This window comes from Chryseobacterium bernardetii, from assembly GCF_003815975.1.
GTDB classification, from domain to species: domain Bacteria; phylum Bacteroidota; class Bacteroidia; order Flavobacteriales; family Weeksellaceae; genus Chryseobacterium; species Chryseobacterium bernardetii.
This window is the reverse complement of record NZ_CP033932.1, coordinates 926,038-944,595: the sequence shown is the minus strand read 5'-3', so window position 1 is coordinate 944,595 and position 18,558 is coordinate 926,038. Positions and strand designations below refer to the sequence as shown.

Below are 18,558 nucleotides of genomic sequence, written 5' to 3'. Positions count from 1 at the left end.
TCTATTACTCGTTACTTAACTTATTGCTAATGTTTTAGTCCATTTCTTTCAATGTAATATTCTTTGAAATCTTGTAGCTTTTTTTCTTTTTGTTTGGTCTTTCTTCTTCTCCAAGAAGTTTTCCCCAAGGTTTTAAATCATCAACTTTTTCGCAGATAATTTTAATAATGGCAATAGCAGGAATACAAAGAAACATTCCGGCAATTCCCCAAAGGTGTTCTCCTAAAAGAATTCCTATGAAGGAAAACAAAGCATTGATCTTCACCCGGGAACCTACAACAAACGGAAGCACAATATTTCCATCTATAGCATGAATACCAATATAACCGAGAGCAACATAGATGCATGTTGAAGGGCTGCCTGTTGCAAATGCAATAAAACAAGAAATAAGCAGCGATATGAAGATGCCCAGATAAGGAATCACATTTAATAATCCTGTTAAAACGGCTAAAAGAATCGCATATTTTACCCCTAAAACGGTAAGAACAATAGAGGTAAGGACAGATACGATAATAACCTGAAGACAAAGCCCGAAGATATACTTCTTGGTCATTACACGGATTTCATTTACCGCTTCCTGAACACTTGTTTTATGCCTTTCTTTAAACACCGTAACAATAAAGTTATTCAATAACCTCCTGTAATTTAAAATAAAAATAAAGAAGAGGGTGAAGAATAAGATAAACCCAAAACCTGTTGAAAAGATTCCAAATGTAAACCCTAAAATGGCTCCGGAAGAAGATAAAAGCTTATTCAGACCCTGGTTAATATAATCTACCTGCTCATCTACCTTTACATTAAAAGTTTTTGAAACCCAGTGCTGAGCATTATTAAAAACAGTGGTAAGCTGCTCCTTGAGATGAGGAAGATCCTTACTGAAATCAGATAGCTGATTTGTGAAGAAATAAATAATTCCTGCTAAAATAATCAGCATAATGAAAACTGAAGTCATTGTTGACATCGATCTCGGGAATCTTAATTTCTGTTCCATAAAAGTGGCTGCTGGTAAAAAAAGCATAGCCATCAGGAATGCAAAGAAAAAAGGAGCTAAAATACTTTGTCCCAGTGCTAAAAGATATCCGATTCCAATGATCGAGATAACAACAAGGGTAAGCTTAACAAGAAAAGGGAGTCTGAGAAAATTCATAATCTAAAGTCTGCAGTATGGAATAAAAATAAGAAAAACCCGTCGAATGGAAGCATTTTTTATTCAAACATTGTAGATTTTTCTTTCTGCATATCAAAATTCATTCCTAAAGCCTATGTGAAAACAGAAACACGCTCTGAAATTCAGAACGTGTTTCTTATTGAGAAGTTAATATGTAAATAGTTATTTTTATTTTTCAATGGCGATGTCTATGACATCTTCCATTCTGCTGACGTAGTGTACTTTCAGGTTTTTCAGATAATCTTTCTTGATTTCTTCCACGTCCTTTCTGTTAGCTTCACAAAGAATAACATCTTTTACTCCCGCTCTTGTTGCTGCAAGAAGTTTTTCCTTAATCCCGCCTACAGGGAGTACTTTTCCCCTTAAGGTAATTTCTCCTGTCATTGCAAGGTGAGGTCTGATCTTTTTATTTTTAAAAGAAGAAACCATTGAAGTCAGCATGGCAATACCGGCAGAAGGTCCGTCCTTGGGAGTAGCACCTTCGGGAACGTGAACGTGGATGTTCTTCTTGTCCAGATCCTCCTGAGGAATTCCCAATTCATCATGCTTAGCTTTAATATATTCCAATGCAATAGTTGCCGATTCTTTCATTACAGTACCAAGGTTTCCGGTCATCGTTAAAGCTCCCTTTCCATTGCTCAGAATACTCTCAATATATAAAATATCTCCCCCTACACTTGTCCATGCAAGACCTGTTACTACTCCTGGAGCATCAGTAATTTCAGACAGGCTTTTCGGCCTTGGCACGCCAAGAATCTCATCTACTTTTTCCAGTGAAATCTTTGGATCATATTCTTTTACTAAAGCCGTCTGCAACGCTACCCATCTTGCAATAGAGGCGATTCTTTTTTCTAAGGTTCTTACACCGCTTTCAGAAGTGTGAGCCTCAATAATATGCTTAAGTTCAGCGTTTCCAAGTTTGAAGGATTTTGTATCAAGACCATTCTCTTCCTGCTGCTTTTTGATTAAGTGTTTTTTAGCGATCTCAATTTTTTCTTCCAAGGTATATCCTGCAATCTGGATAATTTCCGTTCTGTCCAGAAGCGGAGTCTGAATCGTTGAAAGTGAGTTTGCTGTTGCAATAAACATTACTTTAGACAAGTCATAGCCCATTTCAAGGAAGTTGTCGTAGAACGATTTATTTTGTTCAGGATCAAGAACCTCTAAAAGCGCAGAGCTTGGGTCTCCATGAAGTCCCTGTCCGATCTTGTCAATCTCATCCAGAACAATTACCGGGTTAGAAGTTCCGGACTTTTTAATAGACTGGAGGATTCTTCCGGCCATGGCACCTATATAGGTTTTTCTGTGACCACGGATTTCACTTTCATCATGCAGACCTCCTAAAGATAGTCTTACATATTTTCTGCCTAATGCATCTGCAATAGATTTACCCAATGAAGTCTTACCTACTCCCGGAGGGCCTACCAATAATAGGATAGGAGATTTCATGTTGTTTTTCAGTTTTAAAACAGCCATGTGCTCCAAAATTCTTTTCTTTATATCTTCAAGTCCGAAATGAGCCTTATCTAAAACTTTTTCAGCCTTGGCAATATCAAAAGTATCTTTAGTATAAGTTTCCCATGGAAGGTCCGTAAAGAAATCCAGGTAATTTCTCTGAACATTATAGTCTGGAGAATTAGGGTTTTGTCTTTGTAGCCTGCCAATTTCCTTTTGGAAGTGATCCTCAACTTCCTGGCTCCATTTCTTTGTTTTCGCTTTAGCAATAAGATCTGCCACATCACTTTCAGGACCGCCACCCAGTTCTTCCTGGATGGTTCTGATCTGTTGGTTCAGGAAATACTCTCTTTGCTGTTTATCAAGATCTTTTGAGGTCTTCTGATGGATCTGGTTTCTCAACTCCAGCTTTCTGAAATCCTCATGCATCATTTCGTAGCATTTGTTAGCTCTTTCCATGGTGCTTTTTTCCTCAAGCAGCTTTTGTTTTTCTACAGAAGGGAAGCTTGCATTGGTGCATATAAAATTCAGCAGATCATCATTATTATTGATATTTTTGATTGCAAAATTAGCTGCATTAGGAATATTAGGATCCAGCTCAATGATTTTTAAAGCCAGATCTTTAATATTTTCCAATAAAGCGTCGTATTCCTCCTGGTTTTTAGGCTTACTATCCTTTAATTTCGTTATTTCGGCTCTGAAATAAGGCTGGTTCTCAACAATCTTCTTGATTTTGAATCTATGAAAACCTTTCGTAATAGCGGTAATATTACCTTCGGGAAGCTTAATAATTTTAATGATCTTCGCTAATGTACCGGTTGTATAGATGTCCTTTTCAGTAGGTTGCTCAAGGTCAGAATTCTTCTGGCTTACAATTCCGATGAAATCTCCGTTTTTCTGCGCTTCCTCAAGGAGTTGTATAGATGTTTTTCTTCCTGCGGTAATAGGAATTACCACATTCGGGAACATAACCATATTTCTTACGGGAAGTATCGGGAATATTTTCTGTTCGGAATTTTTTTCAGTCTCTCCAAAGTCGGAAAGATTGATTTCTTCAGTGACGATATCAAAACCGTCGCTGATCATTTCTTCTAAACTTATATCTTCAAATTCTGTCATAATGGATCGAATGACAAATTGTCATTTTCGTTTTTAATCGTTAAATGGATTTTTTATAATAAGCTTTGAAAACGTGTGCTATATTATAATGTACTAGATTGCACAATACTTATGCCATTTGTTTTTTGCTTAAAAATATGGTCAAAATTTCCTTTTTTAGATAATCTTTATGATTTAGAATTAAAATAAAGAACTTCTGCTTCTCTAATTTCTTAAAAATGTGTATTTTCGCAAACTGATAAAAAACTATAATTTATAAAATGGCAATTTTAGGACAGATTAGGAGTAAGCCTTGGCTTTTAATGGGAGTAATAGCCTTAGCGCTTTTGGCGTTCTTGGTGAACCCAGACAGTATCGACAAGGTTTTTGGTAAGAATCCTGACGTTTTAGGAAAAGTAAATGGTGAGAAAATCACCCGCGAAGAGTTCAATGATCAGCTTTTCGTGCTGCAGCAGCAGGCTGAACAGCAAGGTCGTCCCAAAAACGGTCTTGAAGAGCAGGCTTGGCAGTTACTTGTTCAATCTAAACTTATCAAGCAGCAGTTTGAGAAATTGGGCTTTGAAATGACTGATGATTATTTCTGGAATCAGATCCAGTATGATCAGATGTTCGCTCAAAATCAACAGTTTTTTGATGAGAAAGGGAACTTTAAAACTCAAGAGCTTAAAAAAGAAATTGAAACATTACAGAACACCAACCCTCAGGGATATGCTCAATGGTTGAAAACAAGAAAATCAATTGAGTACAGACTCATGGCAAGACAGGTGTTTACCAATATTTCAGCAGGAATTACTACGGGTAAAAAAGAAGCTGAAGAATTGATGAAAGAAAGAGATCAGCTTGCTGACATCGACTTTGTAAAGGTAGACTATGCAGCTTACCTTCAAAAAACAAAGATCAATGTTACTACTGAAGATCTTGCTAATTACATCAAGCAGCACCCTGTAATGTTCAAAGCTGAACCTAGCAGAAACTTAGGTATTGTATTTTTCCCTTCCAAGCCTAGCGCGGCAGATGATGCAGCTGCTTTAAAGGAAATTACAAAACTATACTCCGGAGGTACAGATGCCAGTGGAGGTACTGAAAACTTCCAGAATACTAAGAATGACTCTATGTTTGTAATGGCAAACTCAGATTCACCTTTTAATCCTCAGTATGTGAAGCCTACACAATTGCCAGCTACTATACAAGGTCAAATCGCAACAGCTGCGGTAGGACAGACTTTTGGTCCATATAAAGAGCAGAACTTCTATGTAGTTTCTAAGCTTGTAGGTAAAAAAACTTCAGATTCTACATTATCAAGACATATCCTGATCGCTTTCAAAGGAAGCCCTGCAGGAGAAGGAGTAACAAGATCTAAAGAACAGGCTAAGAAATTAGCAGACTCTATTGGAGCTATTGTAAAAGCAACACCAGCTAAATTTACCGAGTTCCTTAAGCTTTCAAATGATCCAAACTCTGCTGCGCAGGGAGGTAGCCTTGGCTGGACTACTCCGGAAACACCTTTTGTTCCGGAATTCCTTACCTATCTTGCTAATAATCCTAAAGGAGCAACAGGAGTTGTGGAAACACAGTTTGGATACCACATTATCAATATTGAAGATAAAAAATCAGGTTCAATGGGGTATAAGGTGGCAAATCTTGTAAAAGAGATCAAGCCTTCAGATGCTACAGAAGCTGAAACAGATAAAAATGCCAGAAAATTCATTCAGCAGGTTCAGGGGAAATCTTTCAACGATTTCGTGAACATTGCTAAGAAAGGAAACTTCCAGTTTACTAATCCTAAAGCAGCGAAGAGATTCGAAGGACAGCTTCAGGGGTTAGGTACTGAAAAAGACGGCGATATCCTTGCTTGGGCTTTTGATAAGAAAAGATCTAAAGGAGATACGGAATTATTCAATGTAGACGGAACAGGAGATAAAATTGTTGTATACCTGAATGGAAAACAGGAAGCAGGTCTTGCTGATCCTGAATCTGTAAGAGATCAGATTGAAGTAATTGTTAAAAACAAACTGGCGGCAAAACAGATTTCTGATAAAATTGCAGCAGCAAAAGCTTCAAACTTAGATCAGGTTGCTAAATTATTTGCTACTACAAAACAATCAGCTCAGGTAAACCTATTGAACCCTTCAGTAAATGGAGCAATGGAGCCTAAAGTTGCCGGTGCAGCATTCGGTGTTGCAAAAGGTAAACTTTCTAAACCGGTTGAAGGAGGAACAGGTGTTTATGTATTGATTAAAAAATCAGAAACAGTAAACAAACAGCCAGGAGACATTAAGCAGTTTACTGAATCTATTTCTCAGAGAAATGCAGGAATGTTCGGACAGGCTTGGCTGAAGAGTCTTCAGGATAACGCAGATATCCAGGACTACAGAATCGAGATCTGGAACAAGCTGGGAAATCAGCAGCAATAAGAGATTTACATCTATCTATATAAAGCGACAATTTTTTTGTCGCTTTTTTTGTATTTATCGCAGAACAATAAAGGAAAAGATTTATTTAAAATGTACTATATTTGCTTATTAGAAAAAAATTAGCAAGTGAAGTTCAGTAAAGAATTAAAAGCTGGTGTGATTGCACTTCTAGCTATCGTAGGCTTTGTGGTGTTGTTTCAATTTATGAAAGGGAAAAGCCTTTTTACTACCGACAATATCTTTTACGCAAAATATGACAATGTAGAAGGCCTCGCGCAGTCTGCAGCAGTCTCTATTAACGGCCTTAAAGTAGGGCAGGTTGATAAAATCATCCCTCAGACAGCAAAGGATGGTAAAATCAGTTTTGTTGTAAAAATTACAGTAGATAATAAATTTGAGTTTTCAAAAAATTCAACACTGGAGATTTTTGAGCCGGGATTAATGTCCGGTAAAGAAATGAGAGTAAACCTAATGTATGGAGGGGCTACCGCGAAAGATGGAGATACCCTGAAAGGGGCTTTCAAACTGGGAACGCTGGGAAGTCTTTCTTCTCAGGTGGGTCCGGTAAAAGATCAGTTACAGGTTGTTTTACATAGAGTAGACTCTTTAATGGCGAATGCCAACCAGCTTGTAGATGCTCAGAACAGAGCAGAGATCAAAGCGTTATTATCTAACCTTAATAAGACAGTAGGAGCGTTGGAAACCACAGCAGGAAGTGTAAACAATCTTGTAGGGCATAATGATCCTAAACTACAGAAAGTATTAGATGATGCAAGCCTTACCATGCAAAGTGGTAAAGTAACATTGGATAAATATGGGAATCTTGCACAAAGCATTGATACAAAGCAATTAAACGCAACAATTGCCAATTTGGATGCTACTGTAGGAAAACTGAATCAGGTGATTGGAGGAATAGATAAAGGAGAGGGAAGCTTAGGAAAGCTGATGAAGGATGAGCAACTGTATAATAACCTGAATTCGGCATCTTCTAACCTCAATTCATTGATTGAAGATATGAAAGCGAACCCTAAGAGATATATTAATTTCTCAGTTTTCGGTAAAAACAATAAAGACTAATAAGCCTTATGCAGTACATCGATAACATTATTTTCCTGATTTTATTAGTGGCCGGATTTGGACTGTTTGCCAAAAGCCTGCTGAAGATCTATAGAAATATCAGACTTGGTCACGAGATCAACAGAAACGACAGAAAAGCTGAACGCTGGAGTACCATGGCTAGAGTGGCTATGGGGCAGAGCAAGATGGTAAAACGTCCTGTTGCCGGTATTTTACACCTTTTCGTGTATGTTGGTTTTGTTATTATTAATATAGAACTTATTGAAATTATTGTTGATGGACTGTTTGGAACACACCGTTTCCTGGCTTCAGTTTTCGGAAATGGATTCTACAGTTTCTTTACGGCAACATTAGAAATTCTTGCTCTTCTTGTTGTGATAGGAGTGGTGGTATTTTTCATCAGAAGAAATTTTTATGGAGTAAAGAGACTTACCATGAAAGAACTTTTCGGATGGCCGAAACAGGATGCTAACTGGATCCTTATCATTGAATTCGCTTTAATGATGGCTTTCTTTAAAATGAATGCTGCCGACTGGGTACTGCAACAAAGAGGAGTAATGCCTGCATTGGGGAGCTTCCCGATAAGTTCTACAGTACTGGGGCCTCTTTTCAGTGGTTTTAGTGACGGATTTTTACACTTTACAGAAAAAGGAGCCTGGTGGTTCCACTTCGTAGGAATTCTGTTCTTCATGAATTACCTATACTATTCAAAACATTTACATATTATTTTAGCCTTCCCAAGTACGTGGTATGCTAACCTTGATAAAAAAGGAAAATTCAATAATCTTGATTCTGTAACAAAAGAAATCAAATTGATGATGGATCCTAATGCAGATCCTTATGCTGCACCGGCAGAGGGTGCTGAAGCTGATGTTCCTTCCAAGTTTGGAGCAGAAGATATATTTGATCTTAATCAAGTACAGTTACTTAACGCTTATTCCTGCACAGAATGCGGACGCTGTACTTCTGTTTGCCCAGCCAATATTACAGGGAAAAAGCTATCTCCGAGACTGATCTTAATGAAGACAAGAGACAGATTGGAAGAAGTGGGAAGAAATATTGATAAGAACGGAAAATTTGTGGACGATGGCAAAAAGCTGTTGAATGACTATATCACTAAGGAAGAACTTTGGGCTTGTACTACATGTAATGCATGTACAGAAGCTTGTCCGGTATTGTTAGATCCGCTTTCTATTATCTTTGAAATGAGAAGATTCCTGGTAATGGAACAGTCAGCTGCTCCACAGGAATTAAACCTGATGATGACTAATGTGGAAAACAATGCTGCTCCTTGGCAGTATAATCAGGCAGACCGTCTGAACTGGGCCAATGAAAATTAATGTAACAATGTAAAATAATGTAACAATGTAGCAATCATTGGTAAATTGGTACATTGGCATATTAATAAATTTGAAAAGATGGATTTCAATATAAAAACAATGGCAGAATATGCTGCCGAAGGAAAAGCACCGGAAGTTTTATTTTGGGTTGGATGTGCGGGCAGTTTTGATGACCGTGCTAAAAAAATTACAAAAGCATTTTGCAAGATACTGAATAAGATAGGGGTAGAATTTGCAGTTCTGGGGCAGGAAGAAAGCTGTACCGGAGATCCGGCGAAAAGAGCCGGAAACGAATTTGTTTTTCAGATGATGGCCCTTACCAATATTGAAGTCCTGAATGCCTACGAAGTAAAAAAAATTGTAACAGCATGTCCACACTGTTTCAACACCCTTAAAAATGAATATCCAAGCCTTGGAGGCCATTTTGAGGTGGTTCACCACACTCAGTTTCTTAAAACCTTAATGGAGGAAGGAAGATTAAAGATTGAAGGCGGAGCATTCAAAGGAAAAAAAATTACCTTTCACGACCCTTGTTACCTTGGCCGTGCAAATGATGAATATGAAGCGCCAAGAATCTTACTTGAGAAACTTGATGCTGAGCTTGTAGAAATGAAACGCTGCAGAACAAACGGTCTTTGTTGTGGAGCAGGAGGTGCGCAGATGTTTAAAGAACCTGAAAAAGGAAATAAGGATATCAACATCGAAAGAACAGAAGAAGCCTTATCTTTTGAGCCTAAAGTGATTGCAACCGGATGTCCTTTCTGTAATACAATGATGACAGATGGAGTAAAACATTTCAACAAAAATACAGAAGTAGCAGTAAAAGATATCGTTGAGCTTCTTGCGGAAGCTGAAGATTTATAATCTTACCGGTAACCGGATTGTAATACTGTTCATATGAAGGTTAAATGGGGGATCTCTTTTTTGTTTATTATATCGATACTAGCGGTTTTTACCTATCGGAATTATAACAACAGACTATATGATTGGGATATGCCTGGATATCTTGGGAGTATGTTCACAACTGAATTTCCTGATTCGCAGGATAAGGTTCGTGAACTTACCTTCTCATATATAAAGAAAGAAGCCCCTGCAGATCAATATAACAACCTTATAGGAATTAATCCAACGTCTACAACCAGACAGTATTTTGCACAAAATACACAGTCTTTTACAGAACAGCTGCCTTATTTCCAGATAAAAGTAGGCTATATCCTTGCCATTACTTTTCTTTATAAGATGGGGCTTTCGCCGCCAATGTCTGTATTGTTTACCAGTCTTATTTCTTATTTTATTTCAGGATTATTAATCTTTTATATATTAAAAATATTGTTTCCGGAGAAGTATATACTTACTGCCTTTTTTACGGCTGGTATTATGCTTTTGCCAACAATAGTTTATATGTCAGGAGAGTCTACCCCAGATATGTTTATTTTTCTGTTTATTTTAATTTTTCTGATAGGGTTCATAAAAAGGTGGAGCAAATGGACTATGTTCTTACTTCTTCTGGCAATGACCTTTATACGCCCTGATTACATCACATTTGCATTAACGTATCTGGGTGCCGTTTTTTTATATAATTACTTTACAGAAAGAAAAACAGATATTGTTCTTATAATACAAGGCATGGTAACCTTATCAATGTATATATTCATTATGAAGTTATATCATTATCCGGGATGGACCGATCTTTTTTATGATTCATTTATTTATAGAAGACCAATCATATCCGTTCAGCCTGCCCATGTGAGCTTACAGGATTATTTACAAGTTATTTACAGCAAGTTTTTTGTTTTTAAAAAAGTAACACTTTCTGTTTTTATCATGACAGCAGTGATTTTTTGGATGTCAAGAGAAGCTTGGATAAGAGTGGTTTCAGTTCTTTTTCTGGCGAATGTGTATATTAAATTCCTTTTCTTTCCACAATCGGCAGACTTAAGACTTTTCTTCCCGTTTATTTTTCCTCTTTTTATAATGATACTTTATGTTTTAAGTCAAAAATATAACAAGTTTTCGAAAATAGCATAGATTCATATATTGTGTTAACAATTATGGACCTGTTATTGAGTAGTCTGTTCAGTAAAAATAATATGCCTAATATTGAATGATAAAGTTCAGGAACAAACGGAACTTATTTATCCAAAATGCTGTATATTGCAATCAGATAAAACTAGTATGAGGAGTCTTCTAGCTTCATTTTTTAAATTTATTTTAAGTATCCCTTTTTTCAGGCAAAAGTATTTTACTTTACACAAATATATTCTAAATCCATATCATCTTTTTGATGGAGTAAAGAAAAATATCGTTTACAGAGATTCTATTCATCTTAACCTGGATCTTGGTGACTGGATTCAGAAACAGCTTTATTTTGTAGGAGATTATGAAAAGAACGAAATAGATTATCTGTATTCTGTTTTACAGGATGGAGATACTTTTATTGATGTGGGAGGGAATATTGGAATCTTTTCATTAAATGCATCTAAAATTGTTGGAAAAAAGGGTAAAGTTTATGCTTTTGAAGCATTTACACCTAATTATGAAAAGTTTTCTCAACATCTTTCCATTAATCATTTTAGTAATGTAACTCTTGAACATCTGGCTGTAGCAGACAAGAATGACTATATTGAAATCTTATATAACGAAAGCTACGGAAATGTGGGAATGGCTTCGTCTTATTTAGGAAACTTTACAGCAAAGGAGAATGTAAAAAGCATTATTCTGGATGATTATGTGAAAAACAAGAAGATTACAAAGATAGATCTTATTAAAATAGATATTGAAGGGGGGAGTTCTCTGCCCTACTTGGAATGCAGGAAATCCTTACTCATTATAAGCCTAAAATTATCATAGAAATAAACAATATTGCACTCAAAAGTTCAAATCATAGTGAGGAGGAACTGATCGGTTTACTTGTTAATAAAGGCTACTCTAAGACAAAAGAGTTAAGCAGAAATGAAAATTCTTATAATACTGTATTTGAATGTATTTAGCGGGGAATAATATCTTTACAGGACATAAGTCACATTCTGTCTGGAGAAAAAATCGTAATTTTATCCTCTAAATTGATTAGATATGAAAATTGAAGAATCAAACGTTGTAGAGACAAACGACTATAGAGTCATTATATACCCGGCGTCAAGACCATTTGAGACCAAAGAAGCAAAAGTTATCACGGAAAAGCTATTTGATTTTCTGGCGACTTGGGCTGCACATGGAAAACCACTTTCATCATCATTTAAAATTGAAAAGAATCAGTTCATTATCATATGTGTTGATGAAGAAAAAGAAATGGCTTCAGGTTGCAGCATTGATGCATTAGGAAAGGTAATGAGGGAAATTGATGAAGAGTATCAGTTAGGATTATTTGACAGGATGAAGGCCAGCTTTGTAGAAAATGGAGAAGTGAAAACATTAAAACTCTTTGATTTCAAAAGCAAATTAAGAAATGGTGAGCTGTCAAAAGATATTCAGGTTTTTGACTTTTCTAAAAATACTTATCTGGATTTTTTAAGCCATTTTCTTCTTCCGCTGGAGAAAAGCTGGGCGGCAGGTATCAGTTAAGTGTTTTACGGTCAATAATAATATAAGGATGATGTATTTCATCCTTTTTTTATGTCCGGAAGTTCTGCATATTTTGATATTCTGAATAGTTCGGATAAAATAAGGAAATTTATTACCTTTAGCCATTGTTTGCTGTGATGTTGTTACATTAATAGCTAACACAGATACAACTCAATAATATTTTGGAAAGAAAAAAGATACTCTTCATCTCGTCATGGTTTCCTAATAGATTAGAGCCTACCAACGGCAATTTTGTGCAACGGCATGCAGAAGCCGTTTCATTATTATGTGATGTTGAAATCCTGCATGCTATAGGCAATTTTGAGCAAAAAGAGCTGTATGTTTATGATGACAGAATGATTAATGGGATCAGAACCTTAATCATTTATTATAAAAACTCAAAAAATCCGGTTCAGAACTTCTTAAGAAGAATGAGAGCCTATCTAAATGGGTTTTCTAAAATGAATATGCCTGATCTGGTACATGCTAATGTATTGCATAACAATATGCTGTTTGCTGTTTATCTTAAAAAAAAATACCAAATTCCATTTGTGGTTACAGAGCACTGGACGGCCTTACAGAAGCAGAATCTTTCAAAAACATCCGGTAATATTAAACGTATTGCAAAATATATTGCTAAACATGCAGGGTACATTTTACCAGTAAGTTATAACTTAAAAGACAGCTTAAAGCAGTTAGGAGTTATCATACCAATGAAAGTGATTTCCAATGTGGTAGATACTGATATTTTTACCACTAAGCCTAAAAAAGAATCATCAGATCAGGTGAAGTTTCTTCATGTCTCAAGTTTGATTCCCCGCAAAAGGCCTAAAGATATTATCAGTGCGATCCATTTGTTATATCAAAACGGATATCGCGTAAGTCTGGAAATTGGTGGAGATGGAGATTCAGAATCTTTGATGGCTTTGGTAAGAAGCCTGTCAGCAGAAAGGTATATAAAAGTTTTTGATGCTATAAGTTATGCAGAAGTTGCTGAAAAAATGCAAAGTTCAGACTACTTTATCCTATTCAGTGAAAATGAAACTCAGGGATGTGTTATTCTGGAATCCTATGCATGTGGGAAACCCGTGATCTCAACAATGGTGGGAGGAGCCGCAGAGTTTATTATAGAAGGCTTAGGAGTTGGGGTTGAAAAAGACAATACAGATCAGCTTTATCGTACTTTGGAGAAAATATGTAAGCATGAGTATGTTTTTAAAAGTGAAGCTGAGATCAGGAATTTTTGTGTTGACAGATATTCCCGGCAGGCTATAGCCCAGCAGTTTACAGCAGTTTATGATGAAGTTCTTTCTAAAACTAAAATCTCATGAAAAGCCTGAAAGATTTTTTAAGAAATTTTTTTAATAATAGTGGACATCATGTTTTCTTCTCATTCCTGATTGCTAAAATCTGCAGTTTTTTGGGTTCTTTACTGATTATCAGGTTGCTGCCGGAAAATGAATTCGGAGTCTTAAGTATAGTTCTTTCTGTTCTCACTATTTTTGCTCCGTTTACAGGTTTTGGCAGCAGCCAGAGTTTAATGCGCTTTGGATCTATTTCATCTGATAAAGAGATGAAATTAAAAATATCATCTTATTTTTTTTTCAAAGGAGTTCTTTTTGAGCTGATCCTTATTATCTTGTTTTTGAGTGCTTCTGTCTTCTATTTCCACAAGTATGAAGATATCTTCATTATTTTTATTGCCTGTGCTGCAAGGCTTGGAGGCTTTTATTTCCTCAATCATATTCAGGTTTTTTATAGAATTACAGGGAATAACCAGATATTTGCAAGGATCAATAATGTTGTAAATATCGGAGGATTATTATTGGTTTTAGTTCTTACTTACTTCTTTAAATTTTACGGATATCTCATTGCTATCAGTATTGCGCCATACCTGTCATTAGTATGGCTAAAGGCAGATATTTATACCCATAGGGTATTCAAACTTGAGAATGATAAAGAGATGTGGAGATATGGGATCTTTACAGCGCTTACGTCTCTCACTTCTGATGCACTCTATTCATTGGATATCCTGTTACTTGGATTTATGATGAATGAGAATGCTGTTGCCAATTACAGAGCTGCTATTCTTATTCCGTCCAATATCATTTTTTTAGCGACTAGTTTTTTACAAAGTGACTTTCCGGTTCTTTCAAAGAACTTTAAGGATAAAAAGTTTCTTCAGTCCTATGTTGTGAATTTTAATAAATTTTTCATTCCAGTTTGCTTGGGTATCCTGCTTTTCTTTTATCTATTCAAAAAATACATTATTATATTCTTCTTTGGAGAGACATATGTGGGAAACACAACATTATTTATGGTATTATCAGTAGGTTTCACCCTAGGCATGCTGACCAGGAATTTATATGGAAATCTTCTGCCGGCAGTAGGAAAGGTAGAAATTAATACCTGGCTAGGGATTGGCTCTCTTATATTTCTTGCGTTACTTGCTTATCTGTTAGTTCCTGTTTACGGTACCATGGGAATGGGAATTGCAATGACAGCTACGTTGCTTATTTCAGGCTTAGGCTTTTTGTTTTTTTTCTTTTCTTATCTAAGGAAACTACCTTAATGGCAAAATCTTTTTATCTTTGTTAGAATGAAAAATATCTTTCTTTATATTTTACTATTAGGCTGTGTAGTTATCAGTTGCGGAAGTGATGATGATTCTTTACAAAGAATTGATCAGGTCCTGAATATCTATATGAAGTCTGATACCAATCCGGATTTACTGAATGCTAAAAAAAGCGGATCTTTTACCAGTTTTTCTGTAAATGATATGTTGGGGGCTAAAGATATTTCTCCTGTTACTTCTATTCCTCTGAGAATGAGACAGGATTCTGTTTTTTATATAGAATATATTGGAGGAGCCAGCAGAAAGAAGTTTGATTCTGCCGGTACCACTTATTATTCCAGAATGGAATTTACCTTAAACAAGTCTGTAAATAATACGACCCAGTCAGTTAAAGATATTCTTGAAATTCGATACAGAAACACACCGGAAGTATTCCAGGTTTCTGAAGTTTTATACAATAACCAATCTGTATTTTCAAAAGATGTTGGTTCACCAAATTCGATAAATAACGTAACTATCACAAAATAGTCTTAAATTTGTAAAATTATTAGCTTATATTAGGCTGAATTTAATATTTAACATCTAAATAAAATGTTACAAGTCAATTTTTTACGCGACAACAAAGAACGCGTTTTAGAAGGTCTTCAAAAAAGACAATTCAAGAATCTTGAGTTGGTAGACGAAGCTATTGCTACTGACGATGAAAGAAAAAGAATCCAGTTTGAATTAGATTCCCAGCTTTCCGAGATCAATAAAATCTCCAAAGAAATTGGACTTTTAATGAAGGAAGGAAAGAAAGAAGAAGCGGAATCAGCAAAATCTAAAACAGCACAGTATAAAGAGTCGAGTTCAGAATTGAAATCTCAGTTGGAAGTAAAAGAAACTGAATTATTAAATATTCTCTACCAGCTTCCAAACATTCCAAATGAATTGGTAAAAAGTGGTGCTTCTGCTGATGACAATGAGATTATTTTCCAGTCCCATACAGTAGAAGGTCTTGGTGAAGGAGCTATTCCTCACTGGGAGCTGGCCAAAAAATATAACCTTATTGACTTTGAATTAGGAGTAAAAATTGCTGGAGCAGGATTTCCTGTTTATTTAGGAAAAGGAGCAAGACTGCAAAGAGCTTTGGTTCAGTATTTCCTGGATAAAAACGTAGAGAAAGGATATACAGAGGTAAACCCGCCTCACGTAGTGAACGAAGCTTCAGGCTTTGGAACAGGACAGTTACCTGATAAAGAAGGGCAGATGTATTACATCAACGAAGATAAATTATACCTGATTCCTACAGCAGAGGTTCCTGTAACAAACCTTTATCGTGATGTATTATTGGATGAAAAAGATCTTCCTATTAAAAATACAGCTTTTTCTCAATGCTACAGAAGAGAAGCGGGAAGCTATGGGGCCCATGTAAGAGGGTTGAACCGCCTTCATCAATTCGAAAAAGTAGAAATTGTAAGAATTGAAAAGCCTGAGAATTCTTATGCCGTTTTAGAAGAAATGGTAGAGCATATTAAAGAGATCCTTACAGATCTTGAGCTGCCATTCAGAGTATTAAGACTTTGTGGTGGAGATACAGGTTTTGCATCTGCAATGACATATGACTTTGAGGTATGGAGTGCAGCACAAGAAATGTGGCTGGAAGTAAGTTCTGTTTCTAACTTCGAAACATTCCAGGCTAACAGATTGAAGTGCCGTTACAAAGCAGATGGTAAATCTCAGCTGGTTCACACCCTGAACGGATCTGCAATGGCATTACCAAGAATTATGGCTGCATTATTGGAGAACAACCAGACAGCAGAAGGAATTAAGCTTCCTAAGAAGATTGCAGAATATGCAAGGTTTGATACAATCAACTAATTGATTTAGTTCCAAATAAAAACCCACCGGATCCGGTGGGTTTTGTTATTTTATTCCGTAACAATGATAATCTTTTTATCAGCATTTTTAAGTTTAGAATCCTTGTCATCCATTGCTTTCAGATCGTATTCTACTCTTACGGAATAGTCATCAACCTGTTTTAGCCAGTCATGTTTACCAGTGATCGATTTTATTTTGGTTTCAAACTTTAAAGTAGTTCCGATATTTTTGAGAAACATCATCATCATTCCTTCCATTTTTTCCGTTTCTTCTTTTGATCCTTGAGATCGAAGTGCTTCTTCAATATTTTTAACATTGAAAAAATCCGTATTGATTGTTAAGGTTTTTCCATCCCAGGTATTGAGGATGTTTTGATCAAAGGGTAATTTTTCATCTTTATTGAAGTTCTTAATAACTTCATAATCATTTGGGGTGATATGATCTAATTTAAAGGAAAATCCAGTACGCATGGGCTTATTATCCTCTTTTGTAGACTTTATAAAAATCTTTTTTATGATCTTCACCGTGTCCTGGTTTTCTGTCTTCAGCTTTCCTTCTTTCTTAATAAGATCATACATGCTTGTCCACACTGTCGGAAATCTGTCCAATTCCTTAAATTTGTCTTGTTGTAATGAATCTGGTGTCATAACCTGCATTTCTGCCATAAATTCCCGGGTATCTACATCAGTAACCATAGATGCAGCCGAATCTTTATGATAGATTATTTCGGTATTGATGCTACAGGATTGTAGGGCAAACAGACTTATTAAAAATAAGACAATTATTTTCTTCATGGTTATTATAGTAAATTCTAATTAGTGGCAGTTAACAGCTCCGTTGTGATCTCTTGAAATAGTCATCGCTTCGGCCTTTGGAGAAATATAAGGAATTCCAAGTTCCAGGCCTCTGAGAATGAAAAGTCCGCCTAAAATGATCATAATGATGGGAACTGCCTTTAAGACCTTTGTCCTGAAGGCCTGATTCATAAGATTCCCGGCCAGAACAATGGCAAACATGAACGGAAGGGTTCCTAGCCCAAATAGAGCCATATATAAGGCTCCCTGCCATATCCCTCCGCCAGCAAGACTTGCCGTAAGCGCCATATAAACCATTCCGCATGGTAAAAAGCCATTAAGAATTCCGGTTGTAAATCTTGAACGGTAATCTGCCTTTTGGAGTACCCGCCCTAAATTTGATTTTACAGAATATAAAAACTTGGAGAGAAAAGGAATTTTAGAAGCAAAATCTTTCCCGCCAAATGAAAATACAGCCATAACGATAAGCAGGATACCTGCAGTGATAGTAAGATATTTTTGAAATCCTGCCATCTCAAACCCTTGTCCTATAATTCCGAGAAGCGCACCTAATAATGAATAGGTGAATATTCTTCCAAACTGATAGGTAAGATTCTGAAGATAAAAATTAGCCGCCTGTTTTTTGGTTAATCCCATCGATAAAGCAATAGGCCCGCACATTCCGATACAGTGAAAGCCGGAAGCAAAGCCTAAGGCAATAGCCGATACAATAAGTCCTATTTCCATATCACATCATAATCCATTCTATAGTCTGTTTTGTCTTTTGTCCAGCTCAGTCTTAATGTATAATTCCCCATTTTCAATACCTGTGAAGGGATAATAAAAGCGTGGTTGGCGTCAAGCTCTACAGATTTTTTAATGTCCAAATTCTGGTCGTCGGTTCTGTTTAAAACAAATTTTACCGTAGTGTTTGAATTGTTATAATCTTTTGGGAATGTGATTTTAATTCCATTGGTATCCTGGCTGTATACAGGTTTTACTTGCAGTTCATCAGCTCTTTTCTTGGCATCAATTACATCCTGATACTGTAGTTCCTCTTCATAATAATTATCTGTTACCATTTCAGAGTTCTTTTGCCCGTTTGGGAATAAAAACATCATGGATAGTATAAAGATGATAAATGCTAATAATGCAATTACAACACCGTGTCCCCAACTAAAGTTCTTCATTTTTT

At 36.1% G+C, this 18,558-nt stretch carries 16 protein-coding genes; 11 read left to right on the top strand and 5 right to left on the bottom strand.

Features of this window, described 5'->3' with window-relative positions; all coding sequences use genetic code 11:
• Window positions 1-34: 34 nt before the first annotated feature.
• Both EG339_RS04405 and lon read right to left on the bottom strand, forming a co-directional pair.
• Window positions 35-1,147, bottom strand: coding sequence for an AI-2E family transporter (locus EG339_RS04405; RefSeq protein WP_123869040.1), 1,113 nt, complete (start codon window positions 1,145-1,147; stop codon window positions 35-37).
• A 189-nt stretch (window positions 1,148-1,336) separates the two neighbouring features.
• Entirely contained in the window at window positions 1,337-3,742 is a 2,406-nt protein-coding gene (gene lon / locus EG339_RS04400) for an endopeptidase La (protein ID WP_123869039.1), read from the bottom strand.
• A gap of 260 nt (window positions 3,743-4,002) precedes the next feature.
• Here lon and EG339_RS04395 point away from each other — a divergent pair, with 260 nt between their 5' ends.
• The 11 genes from EG339_RS04395 (at window position 4,003) to serS (ending at window position 16,569) form a co-directional block, all read left to right on the top strand.
• Window positions 4,003-6,156 (top strand): peptidylprolyl isomerase, encoded by a 2,154-nt coding sequence (locus EG339_RS04395; RefSeq protein WP_123869038.1) that lies wholly within the window; start codon window positions 4,003-4,005, stop codon window positions 6,154-6,156.
• A gap of 126 nt (window positions 6,157-6,282) precedes the next feature.
• Window positions 6,283-7,233 carry an MlaD family protein gene (locus tag EG339_RS04390; protein ID WP_123869037.1) on the top strand — a complete coding sequence of 317 codons (951 nt, stop codon included), beginning with the start codon at window positions 6,283-6,285 and terminating at the stop codon, window positions 7,231-7,233.
• Window positions 7,234-7,241: 8 nt separating this feature from the next.
• Window positions 7,242-8,573 carry a 4Fe-4S dicluster domain-containing protein gene (locus EG339_RS04385; RefSeq protein WP_123869036.1) on the top strand — a complete coding sequence of 444 codons (1,332 nt, stop codon included), beginning with the start codon at window positions 7,242-7,244 and terminating at the stop codon, window positions 8,571-8,573.
• A 78-nt stretch (window positions 8,574-8,651) separates the two neighbouring features.
• The gene (locus tag EG339_RS04380; RefSeq protein WP_123869035.1) at window positions 8,652-9,437 is read left to right on the top strand and encodes a (Fe-S)-binding protein; all 786 of its coding nucleotides are present in this window, start codon (window positions 8,652-8,654) and stop codon (window positions 9,435-9,437) included.
• Window positions 9,438-9,470: 33 nt separating this feature from the next.
• The gene (locus EG339_RS04375; protein ID WP_123869034.1) at window positions 9,471-10,601 is read left to right on the top strand and encodes a hypothetical protein; all 1,131 of its coding nucleotides are present in this window, start codon (window positions 9,471-9,473) and stop codon (window positions 10,599-10,601) included.
• 147 nt (window positions 10,602-10,748) lie between these two features.
• On the top strand, window positions 10,749-11,423 hold the full coding sequence (locus EG339_RS04370) for an FkbM family methyltransferase (protein ID WP_123869033.1): 675 nt from the start codon (window positions 10,749-10,751) through the stop codon (window positions 11,421-11,423).
• Between the two features lie 222 nt (window positions 11,424-11,645).
• Window positions 11,646-12,134, top strand: a complete 489-nt coding sequence (locus EG339_RS04365; RefSeq protein WP_123869032.1) for a hypothetical protein — start codon at window positions 11,646-11,648, stop codon at window positions 12,132-12,134.
• Window positions 12,135-12,316: 182 nt separating this feature from the next.
• Complete coding sequence (locus EG339_RS04360; RefSeq protein WP_123869031.1) at window positions 12,317-13,465, top strand: glycosyltransferase; 1,149 nt, start codon at window positions 12,317-12,319, stop codon at window positions 13,463-13,465.
• A complete protein-coding gene (locus EG339_RS04355; RefSeq protein WP_123869030.1) occupies window positions 13,462-14,706 on the top strand; it encodes an oligosaccharide flippase family protein in 1,245 nt (414 codons plus the stop codon). The genes EG339_RS04360 and EG339_RS04355 overlap by 4 nt, the downstream gene beginning before the upstream one ends.
• Before the next feature lie 27 nt (window positions 14,707-14,733).
• On the top strand, window positions 14,734-15,237 hold the full coding sequence (locus tag EG339_RS04350; RefSeq protein ID WP_123869029.1) for a hypothetical protein: 504 nt from the start codon (window positions 14,734-14,736) through the stop codon (window positions 15,235-15,237).
• Between the two features lie 63 nt (window positions 15,238-15,300).
• Window positions 15,301-16,569, top strand: a complete 1,269-nt coding sequence (serS, locus tag EG339_RS04345) for a serine--tRNA ligase (protein WP_123869028.1) — start codon at window positions 15,301-15,303, stop codon at window positions 16,567-16,569.
• A 50-nt stretch (window positions 16,570-16,619) separates the two neighbouring features.
• On the opposite strand, the gene EG339_RS04340 is transcribed toward serS, so the two are convergent.
• From EG339_RS04340 to EG339_RS04330, 3 genes are read right to left on the bottom strand one after another with little or no spacing between them, the layout of a single operon-like run.
• A complete protein-coding gene (locus EG339_RS04340) occupies window positions 16,620-17,363 on the bottom strand; it encodes a hypothetical protein (protein ID WP_123869027.1) in 744 nt (247 codons plus the stop codon).
• Window positions 17,364-17,384: 21 nt separating this feature from the next.
• Entirely contained in the window at window positions 17,385-18,110 is a 726-nt protein-coding gene (locus EG339_RS04335; protein WP_123869026.1) for a sulfite exporter TauE/SafE family protein, read from the bottom strand.
• The gene (locus EG339_RS04330) at window positions 18,101-18,553 is read right to left on the bottom strand and encodes a FixH family protein (RefSeq protein WP_123869025.1); all 453 of its coding nucleotides are present in this window, start codon (window positions 18,551-18,553) and stop codon (window positions 18,101-18,103) included. The genes EG339_RS04335 and EG339_RS04330 overlap by 10 nt, the downstream gene beginning before the upstream one ends.
• Between the last annotated feature and the right edge of the window lie 5 nt (window positions 18,554-18,558).